Here is a 16,978-nt window from a genome sequence, read left to right as displayed (position 1 = left end):
CGAAGGGCCCCCGGCAAGGACTCCCAGCGTCTCCGACGCATGACCGCCGCATGGGACGACGACTTCCTCGCAAGCCTCATCGCCGCCTAAAATCCTTCACCCGATTCCCCTACCGAATTTCGCCTTTAGGGTTACTTTGGGGCCGGTTTTACCGTCCGCGCAGCCGTTCCAGCATGTCGGAGGAGGCAAATCCGTCCGCGGGGGCCCCGATCGAGGCCTGGAAGTTGCGCAGGGCCTCCCGAGTCTGGCCGCCGAACTGGCCGTCGGGGGTGCCCCGATAGAAGCCGCGCTGGGCCAGAAGCTGCTGGAGCTCCAGCCGCTCGGTCCGGGACAGTTCGCGCTCCTGCCGCGGCCAGGCCTGCACCAGGGGCGGGCCGCCGCGCAGGCGGTCGGCGAAATGCCCGATCGCCAGCGCATAGGCCTCGGCCGGATTGTATTTCATGATCACGCGAAAATTCTGCAGCATCAGGAAGCCGGGCCCCTGGGCACCGGCGGGCGCGAGCAGATAGGCCTTCTCGGTCGGATGCGGGAAAGGCTGGCGGTTGGCGCGAGCGATGCCGAGATGCTCCCACTGCGCGATCGTCATGGCCTTGGCGCGGTCGGCCAGCATGTAGTTGAAGCCCTGGGGCACCGCGACCTCGTAGCCCCAGGTCTGGCCGGGCTGCCAGCCGTCCTTCTTCAGGTTGTTGGCGGTCGAGGCGATCAGGTCGGCCGGGTCGTCGACGACGTCGCGCCTTCCGTCGCCGTTGGCGTCCACCGCATAGCGCTTGAACGCCGTCGGCATGAACTGCGTCGGGCCGAACGCGCCGGCCCAGGAGCCGCGCAGCTGTTCGGGGCGGAGATCGCCGCGGTTGAGGATCTCCAGCGCCGAGAGAAATTCGTCCTTGAAATAGGCTTGGCGGCGGCCGATGCAGGCGAGCGTCGCGGTCGACTGCAGCACGCTGCGATCGCCCATCTGGGTCGAGTAGTTGGATTCGACGCCCCAGATCGATGCGATGACGGTGCGGTCGACGCCATAGGCCTTTTCGGTGGCATCGAACTGCGCCTTGTATTTTGCGAGGATCTCGCGGCCCCTGGCGAGCCGGTTGTCGTTCACGAGGATGTCGAGATAGTCCCAGATCGACTTGGTGAACTCCGGCTGCGAGTCCAGGAGGTCCATGATGCGCAGATCGGGGACGAGGCCGGCGGTGAAGCGCTGGAAGTTCTCCTGCGTGATGTGGCGGCGTGCGGCATCGGGCCACATCGCACCGACGCAATTGTCGAAATTCGCAGCCGCCTGGCGGATCGCGGCCGCGGTCATCAGCGGATGGCCGGACGCGCCGTCCTCGCCGCTCCAGGGCTGGGCGGAATTGGGCTGGGCGGAATTGGGTTGGGCGCCGCCCAGGCCGGGCGCCGGGTTCGGGCCGGAAAAGATGCCGCCGAACAGGTTGGAGAGGCCGCTTGCCCCCTCCGCGCGGACGGCAGGCGGAAACGGCGCGGCCGCAACGATCAGCATCGTCGCGGTCAGCCCAGCCAGCTTTGCCAAGGATCGCCTCATGTCCCACCTGCTTCAGCCAAGAATCCGGCTTCAGGAGGCCCGGTTACGGTTGCCAATATCTTAACAAAGGTGAAGTTTTGTAGGCAGACACCGGCTTCCGCCGGAGGGTGGCAAGCCCTACATCGGCCTTTGTTGCCGGCTGCAAGGCGGCCGGCAACGTTCCATTGCTCCATTCCCGCGCTTTCCAAGGTAATCGATCGCTCCAATGAAAATCCGCAAAGCCGTATTCCCCGTCGCCGGCCTCGGCACCCGCGTCCTGCCCGCCACCAAGGCGATGCCCAAGGAAATGCTGACCATCGTCGACAAGCCGCTGATCCAGTACGTCTACGACGAAGCCCGGGAAGCCGGCATCGAGCATTTCGTGTTCGTCACCGGCCGCAACAAGAACGTCATCGAGGACCATTTCGACCGCATGTTCGAGCTCGACACCACGCTGGCCGCGCGCGGCAAGAAGGCCGAGATCGAAGTTCTGGCGCAGAACCAGCCGGCGGCCGGCGCCGTCAGCTTCACCCGGCAGCAGGCTCCGCACGGGCTCGGTCACGCCGTGTGGTGCGCCCGCGACATCGTCGGCAACGAGCCGTTCGCGGTCGTGCTGCCGGACGAGCTCGTGCTGAACACGCCGGGCTGCCTGGCCCAGATGATCCAGGCGGCGAACACGCTCGGCGAGAAATCCAACCTGATCGCGGTGGAGGCGGTGCCGGACCATCTCACCCATCAATACGGCATCTGCGGCGTCGGCCAGCGCCACGCGTCCGGCAAGATGTTCGAGGTCTCGACCATGGTCGAGAAGCCGCCGACGGGCACCGCGCCCTCCAACCTCTCGATCACCGGCCGCTACATCCTGCAGCCCGAGATTTTCGCGATCCTGGAGACGCAGGAGCGCGGCGCCGGCGGCGAGGTCCAGTTGACCGACGCCATGATCGCGCTCGCCAGGTCGCAGAAATTCTACGGCGTCGAATTCGAAGGCGAGCGCCACGATTGCGGTTCCAAGGCCGGCTTCCTGCGCGCCAACATCGCCTACGGCATGCAGCGTCCCGAGCTGCGCGACGGGCTGATCGCGGAGATGAAGAAGCATCTGGGGAAGTGACCCGGCTGTCTCGTCTTCACCGAAGTTGTACGGCGCAGTACATCCCCAATGTCGTCCCCGCGAAAGCGGGGACCCCTAACCCCAGGGAGTGGTTTGGCGAAGACTCGTCGTTCGGCACTTCCACCGTTCGCAATCGATGGATTCCGCGGTATAGGTCCCGGCGTTCGCCGGGACGACACTGAGGACGTTGGCGGATTGCGTCGCGCCCACGGACGGCCGCGCAGCGGCCCTCACGCCACCAGCGACAATTTTGGAATGTTGGCGACCACCGACTGGTTGCGACCGCCGGCCTTGGCCGCATAGAGCGCCTTGTCGGCGGCGGCGACCAGGATCGCCCAGTCCATTCCGGCGGAGGGCACGAGGCTCGCCACGCCGATCGAGACCGTCGACGTCGCCTCGACGTCGGACCAGCCCTGGACCTTGCCGCGGATCGTCTCGGCGATCCTGAACGCGTCCGCTGCGGAGATGCCCGGCAGCAGCACGGCGAACTCCTCGCCGCCATAGCGCGCAACGCAATCGCCGGCGCGGCGTACCGAATCGGAAATGCAGATGGCGATGCCGACCAGCACCTGGTCGCCGGCCTGGTGGCCGTAGGTGTCGTTGTAGGCCTTGAAGCGGTCGGCGTCGATCATCAGGAGCGCGAGCGGCGTCTTCTGGCGCATCGCGCGCCGCCATTCGAGATCGATGGCGTGATCGAACTTGCGGCGGTTGCGCAGGCCCGTCAGCGCGTCCGTCGTCGCCAGCTCCTCAAGCTTGTGCTCGGCCTCCGCGCGCCGCCCGATCTCGCGGGCGAGCACCAGGGTGGAGCCGAGCAGGAACAGCACCAGCGTCAGCGCCACCGCGCCGATGCGGACGGCCTCGCTCTGCCAGAGCTCGAACACGGCGCTCAGGGGCTTTCCGGCCACCACGAACAGCGGACTGCTGCTGACGCTGCGGACGTAGAGCCGCGGGACGGTGTCGACCGGTCCCTCGCCCGCGAACGAGCCGCCCGGCCTCAGATTGTCCGGTTTCCAGTCCGTGCGGTCGCCGAGATTCTTGCCGATCACGTCGAGATCGAACGGCCGCCGCATGATGATGGTGCGGTCGCGTTTGAGCACGGTGATGGTGTCTTCGGTTCCGAGCGAGAGTCGATCGAACAGCTCGTGGAAATAGCTGAAGCGGATCGAGCCGGCGACGACGCCGAGGAATCTGCCGTCATCGTCGCTGATGCGCCGGCTCAGCACGATGGCGTAGGCGCCGCGGAACAGCGTGGGACGGCTGATGAACAGCCCGACGTCGGGGCTGTCGCGGTGCACTCGGAAATAGTCCTCGTCGCTCCGGTTCACGGGCAGTGGATCGAGCGTCGACGCATCGAGTATCAGCGTGCCGTTGGGGTCGAGGACCTGGATGGCGCCGAAATGCTTGGCGGTGGATGCGTGATCGAACAGGATCAGCTGCCGGATCGGCTTGCTCACCGTCCATATCTCGGGCAGCAGCATGTTGCTGGCGACCGCACGCAGCGACAGATCGTAGATCTCGATGTTGCGGCTGACGTCGGCTTCGATGCTCGTGGCCAGGTTTTGCAGGGTCCCGCGGGCAAGCGCCTCCTCGCCGCGACGCATATCCAGCATCACGTTGATGCAAATCGCGGAAAACCCGATCACCGTCACGACCGACGAGATGACCAGCAGCTTTGCAGAAATCCGCCACGGCCGCCGGGCCAGGGTAGCGCACCATCCGAACAGCATCGTTTGCTCCCGATGCCACTGGATGCGCCCGAATTCTTGAGTAGTGTTTAAGTCGGGACGAGCGCGCCGCGATCGGTTAAGAAACGGTTTCCGCGGCTCACGCTTTTCGGCAAGAGCCTGGCGGGCAGGCCAGTCGAGGATGGCAGTGAAGGATTACGGCACGCTACGCGATTACCTGAAGCGGCAGAAGCAGATGGAATTCGTGCTCAGCTTTGACGAGATCGAGGAGATCATCGGCACGGCGCTGCCGCGGGCGGCGCAACGCGCCTCGTGGTGGGACACGACGCGCAGCCCCGACATCCAGATGCCGCAGCGCGAAGCCTGTCTGGCCGCGGGATTCGCAGCCACCCGCCTGCCGGACGGCAAGAGCGTACGGTTTCGGAGGATACCGCAGCAGCGTCGCCCAGGCCTTCGCCGGGGCGACGCTGATTAGCTCGCCGCTTCCAGCCGCACTTCGGTGAGCAGCCGCATCGCGGCGTCGGCGTCCATCGGCTCGCCGAAGGCGAAGCCCTGGGCGTATTCGCAGCCGAGCTGGTAGAGCTCGACGGCGTCGGAGTCGGTCTCGGCGCCTTCCGCCACCACGTCCATGCCGAGATCGTGGGCGAGCGCGATGATCGACTTCAGGATCACCGGCCGCGTGCCGCGGCTCGTGGTGCGCACGAAGGACTGGTCGATCTTGATGGTGTCGAACGGGAAGCGCTGCAGGTAGGAGAGCGAGGAATGGCCGGTGCCGAAATCGTCGAGCGACAGGCCGGTGCCGAGCTCGCGGATGCGGGTCAGCATTTGCGCCGCGTGTTCGGGGTTTTCCATCACCAGCGATTCCGTCAATTCGAGCTTGAGCGTGCCGCGGGCCACCGATGAGCGCGACAGCACGGTGCGGATGTCGTGGATCAGGTCGTGGCGTAGCAGCTGCCGCGATGAGACGTTGACGCTGGCGAAGATCGGCTCGCGCGAGCGCATCGCGCGCTGCCATACCGAAAGCTGCCTGGCGGTCTGATCGAGCACGAACATGCCGAGGTCGACGATCAGGCCGGTCTCTTCGGCGATGGCGATGAATTCCGAGGGCGCCATGCGCCCGAGCTTCGGATGGTCCCAGCGCGCCAGCGCCTCGAAGCCGGCGACCGAGCGATCCTCCAGCCGCACGATCGGCTGGTAGAGGATGGTGAGTTCCTGACGCTCGATGGCGCGGCGCAGCTCGCTCTCCAGCGTCAGCCGGTCGGTCTTGCGGGCGCGCATCGCCGGCTTGTAGACGTCGATGCGGTCGCCGCCGATGCGCTTGGAGTGATACATCGCCAGTTCGGCGTCCTTGATGATCTCGTCCGACAATTGCGTCTGGGGATCGGACAGCGCGAGCCCGATCGAGGCAGTCAGGAAGATCTCGCGGTCGTTGAACGCGATCGGCGCGCGGATGGTCTTGCGGATGGTCTCGGCGAAGGCGGTGATGCGGGCCGGATCCTGCTCCGACAGCAGGATGAGGCCGAACTGGTCGCCGGCGAGCCGCGCCAGCGTGTCCTGCGGCTTCAGGATGCGGGTGAGGCGGCGGGCGAGCGTCAGCAGGATGGAATCGCCGACCGCGATGCCGACGGAATCGTTGACCTGCTTGAAGCGGTCGAGGTCGATCACCATCAGGGTCGGCCGCAGGTTCGGCATGGTCTTGGCGAAGTTCGCGACCGCGCCGAGGCGATCCATGAACAGCTTGCGGTTGGGCAGTCCCGTGAGATTGTCGTGCACGGAATCGTGCAGCAGGCGCTCCTCCGCGTTGCGCAACTCGGTGACGTCGGTCAGCGTGCCGACGACGCGCGAGACCTCGCCGTCGGAGCCGACTACGGGCCGCGCCTTCAGCGCGAACCACATGAAATGGCCGTCCGGCGTGCGCAGGCGGAAATCCTGCACCAGGCGGCCGCGGCGCTGGTCGAGCACGCTGTCGAGCGCCGCGCGGAAGCGGTCCTGGTCGAGTGGGTGCAGCACTTCGAGCCAGGTGGCGGCCGGTCCTTCCAGCGTGCCGCGCTTGAGGCCCAACAGCGACTCGGTCTCCGGGCTGGTGAAGACCTTGTCGGCGGAGACGTCCCAGTCCCAGATCAGGTCGCCGGAACCGGCCAGCGCCAGCGCGCGCCGCTCGATATCGGAGACGACGCCGGTGGTGGCGCCGCCGCCGGCGAAGGCGTGCTGCATCACCGTGAAGCCGATCAGCATCACGATCAGCACGAGGCCGCCGAGCAGCGCGGGACCGACGATGTCGTTGGTGACGGAGCCCGCGACCGTCATGCCGGCGGCGATCACCCAGACCACCAGCAGGAACCAGGTCGGGATCAACAGCACCGCGCGGTCGAAGCCGTGGGTGGAAAGATAGACGATCAGCGCGAAGCCGGCGAAGGCGATCAGCACCAGCGACATGCGCGCGATGCCGGAGGCGACCGCCGGATCGAACAGCGCGAGCGCGACCAGCGAGCCGAGGAAGGCGAGCCAGCCGACCGTGATGTGCGAGTAGCGCACGTGCCAGCGGCTGAGGTTGAGATAGGCGAACAGGAACACCAGCAGCGTCGCGGCCAGGATCGCTTCGCCCGCCGCGCGCCAGATGCGCTCGGCGTTGTTCGACATGTCGAGCACCTTGCCCCAGAAGCCGAAATCGACGCCGATATAGACCAGCACCGCCCAGGCGAGCGCGGCCGCCGCCGGGAACATGATGCTACCCTTGACCACGAACAGGATGGTGAGCACGAGCGCCAGGAGGCCGGAGATGCCGATCACGATGCCCTGGTAGAGCGTGAACGAGTTGACCTTGTCCTTGTAGGCATCGGGCTCCCACAGATAGAGCTGCGGCAGCTTGTCGGTGCGCAGCTCGGCGACGAAGGTGATGACGGCGCCGGGGTCGAGCGTGATGCGGAACACGTCCGCGGTCGGGCTTTCCTGGCGCTCCGGACGATCGCCGGTCGAGGGCGTGATGGTGGCGATGCGCGACAGGCCGAGGTCGGGCCACAACAGGCCCGAGGACACGATGCGGTAGTGCGGGGCGACGATCAGGCGGTCGAGCTGGTCGTCGGTGTTGTTGGCGAGCGCGAACACCACCCAGTTCTGGCCGCCTTCGCGGGCGCGCACCTCGATGCGGCGGACGATGCCGTCGGTGCCCGGCGCGGTCGAAACCTGGATGCGGTCGGAATCGCCGCGCTGATGCTCGAGGACGGCGGTGAGGTCGATTGCGGGCGCGTCGCTGCGGACGCTGACGGCGTCAAGCGCGCGTACAGGCGACGCGGCGATGATCATCATGAGGCCCAGCGCGATGGGCGCGAGGCGCCTGATCAGACGCAAGGTCAGTTCTCCGCGTTCGACGCAAACTCAGACTGCAAGGGTGTCCCGAACCGGCGATGGCCGGTTTCGGCATGCGCGATAGATGCCACGAATGCGAGGAAAATCAAAGGGTTTCCGGTCACCTATCAGCGTGTACGGATTAGACCGCCAACACAATTTTGCCAATATGTGCAGAGGTCTCCATCCGCCGGTGGGCGTCGGCCGCCTTTTCCAGCGGGAAAGTGCTGTCCATCAGCGGCTTGATGCGGCCTTCGCGCAAGAGTGGCATCACGCTGGCTTCGATCGCGGCCACCATGGCCGCCTTATCCGCATTGGTACGGGGGCGCAGGGTCGAGCCGGTATGGGTCAGGCGCTTCACCATCACCTTGGCGATGTTGACGGTGACCTTGGGTCCGTTGAGGGTTGCGATCTGCACGATGCGGCCGTCGACCGCGGCCGCATCATAGTTGCGGTCGACATAGTCTCCGGCGACCATGTCGAGGATCAGATTCGCACCGGCGTTGTTGGTTTCCGCCTTGACCGCTGCGACGAAGTCTTCCGTCTTGTAGTTGATGGCGCGGTCGGCGCCGAGCTTGAGACAGGCCTCCGCCTTGTCGGCGCCGCCGACGGTCACGATGACCTTGGCGCCGAAGGCCTTGGCGAGTTGGATCGCCATGGTGCCGATGCCGGAGGAGCCGCCATGGACCAGCAGCGTCTCGCCGGCCTTGAGAGCGCCGCGCTCGAACACGTTGTGCCAGACCGTCATCAGCGTCTCCGGCAGCGCGCCGGCTTGCTGGATCGACAGGGCAGGAGGCACCGCCATCGCCTGGGCGTCCTGGGCGACGCAGTATTGCGCATAGCCGCCGCCCGCGACCAGCGACATCACCTTGTCGCCGATCTTGTGCCGCCTCGCGTTGCTGCCGACCGCGACCACCTCGCCCGCCACTTCAAGGCCGGGCAGATCGCTCGCGCCGGGCGGCGGCGGATAGGAACCCGAGCGTTGCGCCACGTCGGGCCGGTTGACGCCGGCGGCCAGCACCTTGATCAGGATTTCGTCCGGCCCCGGCTGCGGCACCGCACGCGTTTCCGGCACCAGCACCTCCGGCCCGCCCGGCTTGGAGATGGCGACCACGGTCATTTGCGCGGGCAGCTTTTCCATGATTTGTCCTTGGGCTTTGAGGAGCGCGATCGAAACGAGGCCACTGATTAGCCAGCGCGGGTTGCGCTGGCAACCGCTTCGGCCGCGTTCGGCCGCCTGAAACCGGGAGCCCCGACATGGCGATTGAGGACGACGACCGCCCGCGCAAGAAGATCAGCCACGAGATCGGGCAGGATCTGTCGCTGCTCTCGGTCGAGGAACTGACCGAGCGCATCGCGCTCTTGAAGTCCGAGATCGTCAGGCTCGAGGAAGCCGCAACCAAGAAGCGCGCCTCGCGCGATGCGGCAAACAGCGTGTTCAAGTCGTAGCAGGTCGTCGTCCCGGGGCGCGCGATGCGCGAGCTCGGGATCCATAACCCCAGGATCGAGTTTGACGGAGACTGTGACCAACAGCTCGCGCCACAACGCAATCCTGTGATTATGGGCCCCCGCCTTCGCGGGGGCGACGAACTGTAATCCCACTCGGCCAATGGCCGACGTGACTAAAAAATTCTGAAAAGAACCGTTCGTTTACGGTCGATTAAGCTTTCGGCTTTATGACTGGAACCGTCCTCGTTTGGACACCGAGTGGCTCCTGTCCACTCTGTTTGACGCCTCCCTGTTATCAACTTTCAAAGCCGCCGGTTTCCGGCGGCTCTTTTTTGCGCCTGCTCTGATTTTGGATGCGCCGACTCTTCCGAGATATGTCGCCACATGTTGCCCAGCGGGCGGAAACCATAAACCGGGTTGCCGCTGGACTCGCCGCCTCGCCCGCGCAATGATTTGTTCATCATAAGCCGGCGTGAAAGCCGGACGGGCGTAACAGTTGCGTAAGAGGCGTTAACCATGTCGGAACGTTTGCAGGCCGAGGGCGCCCTCGTTCAACTCAGCGAGCGCTTCACCAATTCCGCCGCGTTCGGCGCCCTGTTCCGCGAAGGCATGGATCTGGTCGAGGAGACCGCCGCCTATCTCGACGGCGCCGGCCGTACCGAGGCCAAGGCGCTCGATCGTGCCGTCAGCCTGACCTACGCGACCGAGAGCATGCGCCTCACCACTCGCCTGATGCAGCTTGCGTCCTGGCTGCTGCTGCACCGCGCGGTGAAGGAAGGCGAGATGACGCTGGTCCAGGCCAACCGCGAGAAGACCAAGGTCAAGCTCACCGCCGCCGATCCCGGCCCCGTGGACACCATCGAGAAGCTGCCGCAGCAGTTGCAGGACCTGATCGCGCGCTCGATGAGCCTGCAGTCGCGCGTGCGCCGGCTCGACAGCTCGATCCATACGCCGCCCACCGATCGCGCCCCGATCGGCAATCCGCTGGTGCCGCAGCTCAATGCGCTGAAGGCCGCGTTCGAGCAGTAAAATCGGTTACTTCCTCCGTCATTGCGAGCGAAGCGAAGCAATCCAGAATGTCCCCGCGGCGGCAGTTTGGATTGCTTCGTCGCTCCGCAATGACGCGCCAAACAAAAACGCCCCTGGGCAACCCCAGGGGCGTTTTTCGCGTCAGCCCGATCGGCCGATCAATCCTTCTTGAGGAAGCCCGAGAACTTCTTCTGGAAGCGCGAGACGCGGCCGCCGCGATCGAGGATCTGCTGGGAGCCGCCGGTCCAGGCCGGGTGCGATTTCGGGTCGATGTCGAGCTGCAGCTTGTCGCCCTCCTTGCCCCAGGTGGAGCGGGTCTGGTACTCGCTGCCGTCGGTCATCACGACCGTAATCGTATGATAATTCGGATGAATTTCGGCTTTCATGGCAATGTCCCGGCGCTCAGGCGCCTCATCTCGTGTGGCTGTCGATGACGGATTTGGCCGGGTCTATACCCCAGGGCATCAGCCAAAACAAGCCGTTGTCGGACCCTGGGGAACCGCCGCCGCCACCTCAGGGACATCCCGGATTTGCCACTACCGTTGCACCGGCCTATTGGGAACGGACTTACCCGAACTGGTCTGATCCCATGAGCGCAGTGGAACGGCTCGACGATCGCTACGGCGATCGGCCGGACAAGAAGCCCTCCGAAACCCCGTCGATCGAGGATGCACTGATCGAGCAGCCGGCGAAGAGCCGGGCACGGCTGCGGCCGCTGCTGGCGCTTGCGCCCTATGTCCGGCGCTATCGCGGACGCGCGCTGCTCGCCCTCGTCGCGCTGACCGTTGCCGCACTGACCACGCTCTTGGTGCCGGTCGCGGTGCGGCGGATGATCGATTTCGGCTTCACGCCGGAAGGCATCGCGCTGATCAACAGCTATTTCGCCGTGATGATCGCGGTGGTCGCCGTGCTCGCGCTGGCGAGCGCCTCGCGCTACTATCTCGTGATGACGATCGGCGAGCGCATCGTCGCCGACCTCAGGCGCGACGTGTTCGCGCACCTGCTGTCGCTGTCGCCGACCTTCTTCGATTCCGCGCGCTCGGGCGAACTAGTCTCGCGGCTCACCGCCGACACCACCCAGATCAAGTCCGCGGTCGGCGCCTCCGTGTCGATCGCGCTGCGCAACCTGATGATGTTCCTGGGCGCGACGGCGATGATGGTCTTCACGAGCCCGCGGCTCTCAGGCTTCGTGCTGCTCGCCATTCCCGTGATCGTGCTGCCGCTGGTCGCGTTCGGACGCTGGGTGCGGCGGCTGTCGCGCAACGCGCAGGATACGCTCGCGGATGCGTCCGCCTATGCCTCCGAGCTCGTCGGCGCCATCCGCACCGTGCAGGCCTATACCAGCGAGCGGCTCGCCGAGCGCCGTTTCGGCGGCGAGGTCGAGCAGGCCTATGAGGCGGCGCGCACCTCGACGCAAGCGCGCGCGGTGCTGACCGCCATCATCATCTTCATCGTGTTCTCGAGCGTGGTCGCGATCCTCTGGATCGGCTCGCATGACGTCCTGACCGGCAGCATCTCGCCGGGACGGCTCGGCCAGTTCGTGCTCTATGCGGCGTTCGCCGCCGCGGGCCTCGGCCAGCTCAGCGAGGTCTGGGGCGAGGTCGCCGCCGCCTCCGGCGCCGCCGAGCGATTGTTCGAGATTTTGCATGTCCAGCCCGAGATCACGGCGCCGGCGACGCCGCGCGCGCTGCCCGCGCCTGCGCGCGGCGAGGTCTCTTTCGATCGCGTCAGTTTTGCTTATCCGGCGCGGCCCGAAGTCAACGTGCTCGATGCCGTGTCGCTCGCCGTGCGGCCCGGCGAGAAGGTTGCGATCGTCGGTCCGTCCGGCGCCGGCAAGAGCACGCTGTTTCATCTCCTGCTGCGTTTCTACGATCCCGGCAGCGGCGCGATCTCGCTCGACGGCGTGGCCATCAGGTCGGCCGATCCGCGCGAGCTGCGCGCGCGCATCGCGCTGGTGCCGCAGGAACCGGTGGTGTTCGCCGCCACCGCTCGCGAGAACATCCGCTTCGGCCGTCCCGATGCGAGCGATGCGGAGGTCGAGCGCGCGGCCGAGCTCGCGCATGCGGCCGAGTTCATCCGACGGCAGCCCGAGGGTTTTGAGACTTCGCTCGGCGAGCGCGGCGTGACGCTGTCCGGCGGCCAGCGCCAGCGTATCGCGATCGCGCGCGCGATCCTGCGCGACGCGCCGCTCTTGCTGCTCGACGAGGCGACGTCCTCGCTCGATGCCGAAAGCGAAACGCTGGTGCAGACCGCGCTGGAGGAATTGATGCGCCACCGCACCACCCTCGTCATCGCGCACCGCCTCGCGACCGTGCTGTCCTGCGACCGCATCCTGGTGATGGAGCAGGGCAGGATCGTCGAGCAGGGCACGCATGCGGAGCTGGTCGCGGCGAACGGGCTCTACGCGCGGCTGGCGAGGCTGCAGTTCGAGGGGGCGTAGGAGCTTCACTCTCCGTCATTGCAAAGACGGCGGAGTGTGCGGCGGCTTCGGCGCCTCACGGCCACCACGCCATCTTCAGCACCGGCCGTCCCGACGTCGGATTGACGCCGTCGCCCGCATGCACGAAGCCGTTGCGCTCGTAGAAGCGGATGGCGCGGGCGTTGTCCTTGTTCACCAGCAGCGTGATGCCTTGCGGCGCGAGGCGCTTGGCTTCGTCGACCAGGAGGCGCGCGGCGTCCGAGCCCCATTGTTCCGGCGCAACCACGAGCTGGTCGAGATAACCCTCGCCGTCGATGGTGACGAAGCCGATCAGCGTGTTCTCCTGCTCGGCCACGACGATCGAGGCCTTCGGAACCAGCTCCCTGCGCCAGCGCTCGTGCCACCAGTCCAGCCGCGCAGCGAAGTCGATCTGCGGATAGGCCTGCTGCCAGGTGCGATGCCAGACGTCGATTGCCGCGGCCTCGTCCTCGCTGCGATAGGGGCGGAGGTTGACGGTCACTACCGCTCCGTCAGCTTCAGCTCGATGCGGCGGTTGCGCCTGTAGGCCTCTTCGGTGTTGGCGGTGTCGAGCGGCTGGAATTCGGCAAAGCCCGCGGCGACCAGGCGCTGGGCGGGAACGCCGAGCGAGATCAGATATTGCACGACCGAGATCGCGCGCGCCGACGACAGCTCCCAGTTCGACTTGAAGGTCAGGCCGCTGACCGGCCGCACGTCGGTGTGGCCGTCGACCCGCAGCACCCAGGCGATCTCGGGCGGAATCTTCTTGTCGAGATCGATCAGGGCCGCCGCGACGGTGTCGAGCTCGGCGCGGCCCTCGGGCAGCAGCGTGGCCTGTCCGGTGTCGAAGAACACCTCCGACTGGAACACGAAACGGTCGCCGACGACGCGGATGTCGGGCCGGTTGCCCAGGATGGCGCGCAGCCGGCCGAAGAATTCCGAGCGGTAGCGCGACAGTTCCTGCACCCGCTGCGCCAGGGCGACGTTGAGGCGCTGGCCGAGATCGGCGATCTTGGTTTGCGATTCCTTGTCGCGTTTCTCCGAGGCGTCGAGCGCCTCCTCCAGCGCGGCGAGCTGCCGCCGGAGCGCGCTGATTTGCTGGTTCAGCACCTCGATCTGGGCGAGAGCGCGCGCGGCGACCGCCTTCTCCGAATCCAGCGCCTTGTTGAGCTCGGCCGCCTTGCCCTGCGCGTCGTTGCCGGCGCTCGCGAGCCCCTCATAGAGGCCCTTCATGCGGTCGCGCTCGGATTCGGCGGAGGCGAGCCCCGCCTTCAATTGCGAGATCTGGTCGTCGAGATTGAGCTTGCCGAGCTTTTCCAGCGACAGCATCTCGGTGAGCTGCGCGATCTTGGCGTTGAGCTGCTCCAGCGCCTTGTCCTTGCCGGTGACCTCCTGCGACAGGAAGAACTGCACCACCAGGAACACCGACAGCAGGAACACGATCGACAGCACCAGCGTCGACAACGCGTCGACGAATCCGGGCCAGTAGTTGAACGGGCCGTCGCTGCGGCGGGCGCGGGCAAGAGCCATGTCACCAGTCTCCACTCTCGTGTCCCGGACGCGCTGCAGCGTGAAACGCTGCTGCGCGAGACACCGGGACCCATATTTCATACGCCCTGGGCCCCGGCTCGGCGACGCGTCATTTCATGCCGCGTCGCGTCCGGGGCACGATACCTAGCTCTTCTCGGGCTGTCGCGCGAGCCGCTCCAGGAGGCGCCGGATCTCGCGGTTCTGCTCGCCCTGGCCGTCGGCCCATTCGCGGATCATCTGCTGCTCGGTGCGCATGTGCGAGACCAGCGCCTGGATCGCTTCGGCAAGGCTTGCCATCGCCGTGGTCGTGCCGCGGCTGGCGCTGCCCTCCTCGAGCACGATGCGCAGCCGCTCGACGGCCGCCTGAAGTTCGCCGGTGCCGGCGATCGCGCCGCCCTCGCCGCCGCGGCTATATTCGCGCACGGTGGTGGCGAGCCAGTCCTCGAGGTCGGTGTAGAAGCGGTTTTGCGCCTGGCTCGATTGCAGGTCGAGGAAGCCGAGGATCAGCGAGCCCGCGAGGCCGAACAGCGAGCTGGAGAAGGAGATGCCCATGCCGCCGAGCGGGGCGGCCAGTCCCTCCTTCAGCGTGTCGAACAGCGCGCCGGCGTCGCCGCCGACCTTGAGGCCGTCGATCACCTTGCCGACCGAGCCGACCGTCTCGATCAGACCCCAGAAGGTGCCGAGCAGGCCGAGGAACACCAGCAGCCCGGTCATGTAGCGGGAGATGTCGCGCGCCTCGTCGAGCCGGGTCGCGATCGAATCCAGGAGGTGCCGCATCGTCTGCTGCGTGATCGACATCCGCCCGGTGCGCTCGCCGCCGAGGATCGCGGCCATCGGCGCCAGCAGTTTCGGGTGACGGGCAGGCGCCAGCCCGGGATCGGCGATGCGGAAATTGTTGACCCAGGACACTTCGGGATAGAGCCGGATCACCTGGCGGAAGGCCAGGATGATGCCGATGAACAGCACGCCGCCGATCAGCGCATTCAGTCCGGGATTGGCGAAGAAGGCGGTGACGATCTGCTTGTAGAGCACCACGCCGACCAGCGCGCAGAGCACCAGAAAGACCAGCATCCGCACCAGGAACACGCTGGGCGAGGACAGTTTTGTGAGCTCGATCTCCATGGTGGAGCGGGGCGAGGTGCCTGGCGGCATGGCCGGTGTCATCCGTTACGAAACCCTGTCTGCGCCCCGCACTATGGCACAGCGTGAGCGGGAAAAAAGCCGGGACAGGCCGATTTCGAGGCAAAGCGGAACTCCGGCCTCTCGATCGTTGTTGGGTTTTCTCGCATGACGAGGAGATTCGGCGCGACTGTCGGCGGCATGACGCCGCGCGCGCGGCAATCGCGGTCGGGGCGACAAACGGTTCGCCGCCGCTCACGTTCGCGCTGCTGCGCTTGCGGCTGCAGTCGGACGCGCGTCAGCGATCGGGCGCTCGAGGAAGGCTCCTTATGGTATGCCGCCACGCGGCGCGACGACAGACGCCCCACTCACAATCCGGTGAATCTCGAAAAGCCGCGTGCGCCCAGTGACATAGTTCCTGTGACATTGGGCCGCCTGCGAGTTCCGTTGCATCGCAACAAACAGATTTTATCCTGAATGCCGCATCAACCGCGTGGCGGCGCTCTGGAGCGCTGCACGCTGAGCTTGATTCCAGGTCAACGAACGGGGCACCCATTTCCATGTCAGGACTTCGTGCGCGATCGGCATGCGTCGCAGTGATGCTCGCGGCCCTTGCGCCGCTGCTTGCCGGTTGCGACGAATCCAATTCCGCGATCTCCGCTGCCCAGCCCGCCGAGCCCGACGTCAGCGTCGTCGTCGTGAAGCCGCAGCCGCGCGCGGTGGTGCGCGAGCTGCCCGGCCGGATCGCGCCGACGCGCGTCGCCGAGGTGCGGCCGCGCGTCTCGGGCATCGTGGTCGAGCGCCTGTTCCGCCAGGGCAGCGAGGTGAAAGCGGGCGATCCGCTCTATCGCATCGATCCGCGTCCGTTCGAGGTCGAGGTGATGGCGAACGAGGCGGCGCTGGCGAAGGCCGAGGCTGTGCTGCAGCAGGCGCAGCAGCACGCCCGCCGCATTGCATTGCTGTTCTCCCAGCGCGCGGCGCCCGAAGCCGAGAACGAGAAGGCGACCGCTTCCGAGCGCCAGGCTCGGGCCGAGGTCGACGGCCGCAAGGCCGAGCTCGCGCGCGCCAGGCTCAATCTCGACTACGCCACGGTGCGTGCGCCGATCGACGGCGTGGTCGGCGCGGCGCTGGTCAGCGAGGGCGCGCTCGCGGTGCAGAACGAGACCAATCTCGCCACCGTCCAGCAGCTCGATCCGATCTATGCCGATTTCACCCAATCGGTTACCGAGCTGAACCAGCTTCGCCGTGCCTTCGAGAGCGGCGATCTCGACCGCATCGAGGGCGACAGCGTAAGGGTGCGTCTCGTGGTCGACGACAACACGGTCTATCCGCCGAACGGCAAGCTGCTGTTTTCCGACGCCAGGGTCGACGCCCATACCGGCCAGGTGACGCTGCGCGGCGAATTCCCCAATCCGAAGCGCGAATTGCTGCCGGGGATGTATGTCCGCGTGCGGATCGACCAGGGCCTCGATACCGACGCCATCGCGGTGCCGCAGCAGGCGATCCAGCGCAATGGCGGCGGCGGCAGCGAGGTGTTCGTCGTCAAGGACGACAACCACATCGCGGTGCAGCCGGTGCGCACCGGCTCGGTACAGGACGGCGTCTGGTTCGTCACCGACGGCCTCAAGGCCGGCGACAAGGTCGTGGTCGAAGGTTTTCAGAAGTTCGCGGCCGGCGACAAGGTCAGGCCGCAGGCCTGGACCGAGGCGGATGCGGGCTCGGACGGTGCGCAGCGTGTGCAGGCGATGCGGTAGCGCGGC

14 protein-coding genes are annotated in these 16,978 nt (G+C 66.6%); 6 read left to right on the top strand and 8 right to left on the bottom strand.

Going from position 1 to position 16,978, the window contains the following annotated elements; translation table 11 throughout:
• Window positions 1–148: 148 nt before the first annotated feature.
• Complete coding sequence (locus tag KGM94_RS06175; RefSeq protein WP_300255989.1) at window positions 149–1,495, bottom strand: lytic murein transglycosylase; 1,347 nt, start codon at window positions 1,493–1,495, stop codon at window positions 149–151.
• A 247-nt stretch (window positions 1,496–1,742) separates the two neighbouring features.
• Between KGM94_RS06175 and KGM94_RS06170 the strand changes: the two genes are divergently transcribed.
• Entirely contained in the window at window positions 1,743–2,624 is an 882-nt protein-coding gene (locus KGM94_RS06170; protein WP_300255987.1) for a UTP--glucose-1-phosphate uridylyltransferase, read from the top strand.
• Between the two features lie 230 nt (window positions 2,625–2,854).
• Here KGM94_RS06170 and KGM94_RS06165 read toward each other — a convergent pair whose 3' ends face one another.
• Window positions 2,855–4,351 (bottom strand): diguanylate cyclase, encoded by a 1,497-nt coding sequence (locus KGM94_RS06165; protein ID WP_300255985.1) that lies wholly within the window; start codon window positions 4,349–4,351, stop codon window positions 2,855–2,857.
• Between the two features lie 145 nt (window positions 4,352–4,496).
• Between KGM94_RS06165 and KGM94_RS06160 the strand changes: the two genes are divergently transcribed.
• Window positions 4,497–4,784 (top strand): hypothetical protein, encoded by a 288-nt coding sequence (locus KGM94_RS06160; RefSeq protein ID WP_300255983.1) that lies wholly within the window; start codon window positions 4,497–4,499, stop codon window positions 4,782–4,784.
• On the opposite strand, the gene KGM94_RS06155 is transcribed toward KGM94_RS06160, so the two are convergent.
• Entirely contained in the window at window positions 4,781–7,657 is a 2,877-nt protein-coding gene (locus KGM94_RS06155; protein WP_300255980.1) for an EAL domain-containing protein, read from the bottom strand. The genes KGM94_RS06160 and KGM94_RS06155 overlap by 4 nt on opposite strands.
• 139 nt (window positions 7,658–7,796) lie before the next feature.
• Complete coding sequence (locus KGM94_RS06150) at window positions 7,797–8,795, bottom strand: NAD(P)H-quinone oxidoreductase (protein ID WP_300255978.1); 999 nt, start codon at window positions 8,793–8,795, stop codon at window positions 7,797–7,799.
• Between the two features lie 116 nt (window positions 8,796–8,911).
• Between KGM94_RS06150 and KGM94_RS06145 the strand changes: the two genes are divergently transcribed.
• Window positions 8,912–9,103 (top strand): DUF1192 domain-containing protein, encoded by a 192-nt coding sequence (locus tag KGM94_RS06145; RefSeq protein ID WP_300255976.1) that lies wholly within the window; start codon window positions 8,912–8,914, stop codon window positions 9,101–9,103.
• A gap of 516 nt (window positions 9,104–9,619) precedes the next feature.
• A complete protein-coding gene (locus KGM94_RS06140) occupies window positions 9,620–10,132 on the top strand; it encodes a DUF1465 family protein (RefSeq protein WP_300255974.1) in 513 nt (170 codons plus the stop codon).
• 158 nt (window positions 10,133–10,290) lie between these two features.
• Here KGM94_RS06140 and rpmE read toward each other — a convergent pair whose 3' ends face one another.
• Entirely contained in the window at window positions 10,291–10,518 is a 228-nt protein-coding gene (rpmE, locus tag KGM94_RS06135) for a 50S ribosomal protein L31 (RefSeq protein WP_300255972.1), read from the bottom strand.
• Between the two features lie 203 nt (window positions 10,519–10,721).
• Between rpmE and KGM94_RS06130 the strand changes: the two genes are divergently transcribed.
• Window positions 10,722–12,572, top strand: a complete 1,851-nt coding sequence (locus KGM94_RS06130) for an ABC transporter ATP-binding protein/permease (RefSeq protein ID WP_300255970.1) — start codon at window positions 10,722–10,724, stop codon at window positions 12,570–12,572.
• 55 nt (window positions 12,573–12,627) lie between these two features.
• Here KGM94_RS06130 and KGM94_RS06125 read toward each other — a convergent pair whose 3' ends face one another.
• The 3 genes from KGM94_RS06125 to KGM94_RS06115 all read right to left on the bottom strand — a co-directional run bounded on the left by KGM94_RS06125 (window position 12,628) and on the right by KGM94_RS06115 (window position 15,251).
• A complete protein-coding gene (locus tag KGM94_RS06125; protein ID WP_300255967.1) occupies window positions 12,628–13,071 on the bottom strand; it encodes a GNAT family N-acetyltransferase in 444 nt (147 codons plus the stop codon).
• Window positions 13,071–14,099: a peptidoglycan -binding protein gene (locus KGM94_RS06120; RefSeq protein ID WP_300255965.1), complete on the bottom strand. Its 1,029-nt coding sequence runs from the start codon at window positions 14,097–14,099 to the stop codon at window positions 13,071–13,073. The genes KGM94_RS06125 and KGM94_RS06120 overlap by 1 nt, the downstream gene beginning before the upstream one ends.
• 144 nt (window positions 14,100–14,243) lie before the next feature.
• Complete coding sequence (locus KGM94_RS06115; protein WP_300255963.1) at window positions 14,244–15,251, bottom strand: flagellar motor protein MotA; 1,008 nt, start codon at window positions 15,249–15,251, stop codon at window positions 14,244–14,246.
• 527 nt (window positions 15,252–15,778) lie between these two features.
• On the opposite strand from KGM94_RS06115, the gene KGM94_RS06110 reads away from it, so the two are divergent.
• On the top strand, window positions 15,779–16,972 hold the full coding sequence (locus KGM94_RS06110) for an efflux RND transporter periplasmic adaptor subunit (protein WP_300255961.1): 1,194 nt from the start codon (window positions 15,779–15,781) through the stop codon (window positions 16,970–16,972).
• Window positions 16,973–16,978 lie beyond the last annotated feature (6 nt).

It is taken from the genome of Bradyrhizobium sp. (assembly GCF_028868675.1).
Classification (GTDB): Bacteria; Pseudomonadota; Alphaproteobacteria; order Rhizobiales; family Xanthobacteraceae; genus Bradyrhizobium.
Note: the sequence above shows the minus strand (reverse complement) of the source record. Positions and strands in the feature narration are given on the sequence as shown.

Excerpts from the sequence above, each read along its gene's own strand:
- KGM94_RS06130 (WP_300255970.1), top strand. The coding sequence starts at position 10,722 with ATGAGCGCAGTGGAACGGCTCGACGATCGCTACGGCGATCGGCCGGAC.
- KGM94_RS06140 (WP_300255974.1), top strand. The coding sequence starts at position 9,620 with ATGTCGGAACGTTTGCAGGCCGAGGGCGCCCTCGTTCAACTCAGCGAG.
- KGM94_RS06170 (WP_300255987.1), top strand. The coding sequence starts at position 1,743 with ATGAAAATCCGCAAAGCCGTATTCCCCGTCGCCGGCCTCGGCACCCGC.
- KGM94_RS06115 (WP_300255963.1), bottom strand. The coding sequence starts at position 15,251 with ATGCCGCCAGGCACCTCGCCCCGCTCCACCATGGAGATCGAGCTCACA.
- KGM94_RS06145 (WP_300255976.1), top strand. The coding sequence starts at position 8,912 with ATGGCGATTGAGGACGACGACCGCCCGCGCAAGAAGATCAGCCACGAG.
- KGM94_RS06150 (WP_300255978.1), bottom strand. The coding sequence starts at position 8,795 with ATGGAAAAGCTGCCCGCGCAAATGACCGTGGTCGCCATCTCCAAGCCG.
- KGM94_RS06165 (WP_300255985.1), bottom strand. The coding sequence starts at position 4,351 with ATGCTGTTCGGATGGTGCGCTACCCTGGCCCGGCGGCCGTGGCGGATT.
- KGM94_RS06175 (WP_300255989.1), bottom strand. The coding sequence starts at position 1,495 with ATGCTGATCGTTGCGGCCGCGCCGTTTCCGCCTGCCGTCCGCGCGGAG.
- KGM94_RS06120 (WP_300255965.1), bottom strand. The coding sequence starts at position 14,099 with ATGGCTCTTGCCCGCGCCCGCCGCAGCGACGGCCCGTTCAACTACTGG.
- rpmE (WP_300255972.1), bottom strand. The coding sequence starts at position 10,518 with ATGAAAGCCGAAATTCATCCGAATTATCATACGATTACGGTCGTGATG.
- KGM94_RS06110 (WP_300255961.1), top strand. The coding sequence starts at position 15,779 with ATGTCAGGACTTCGTGCGCGATCGGCATGCGTCGCAGTGATGCTCGCG.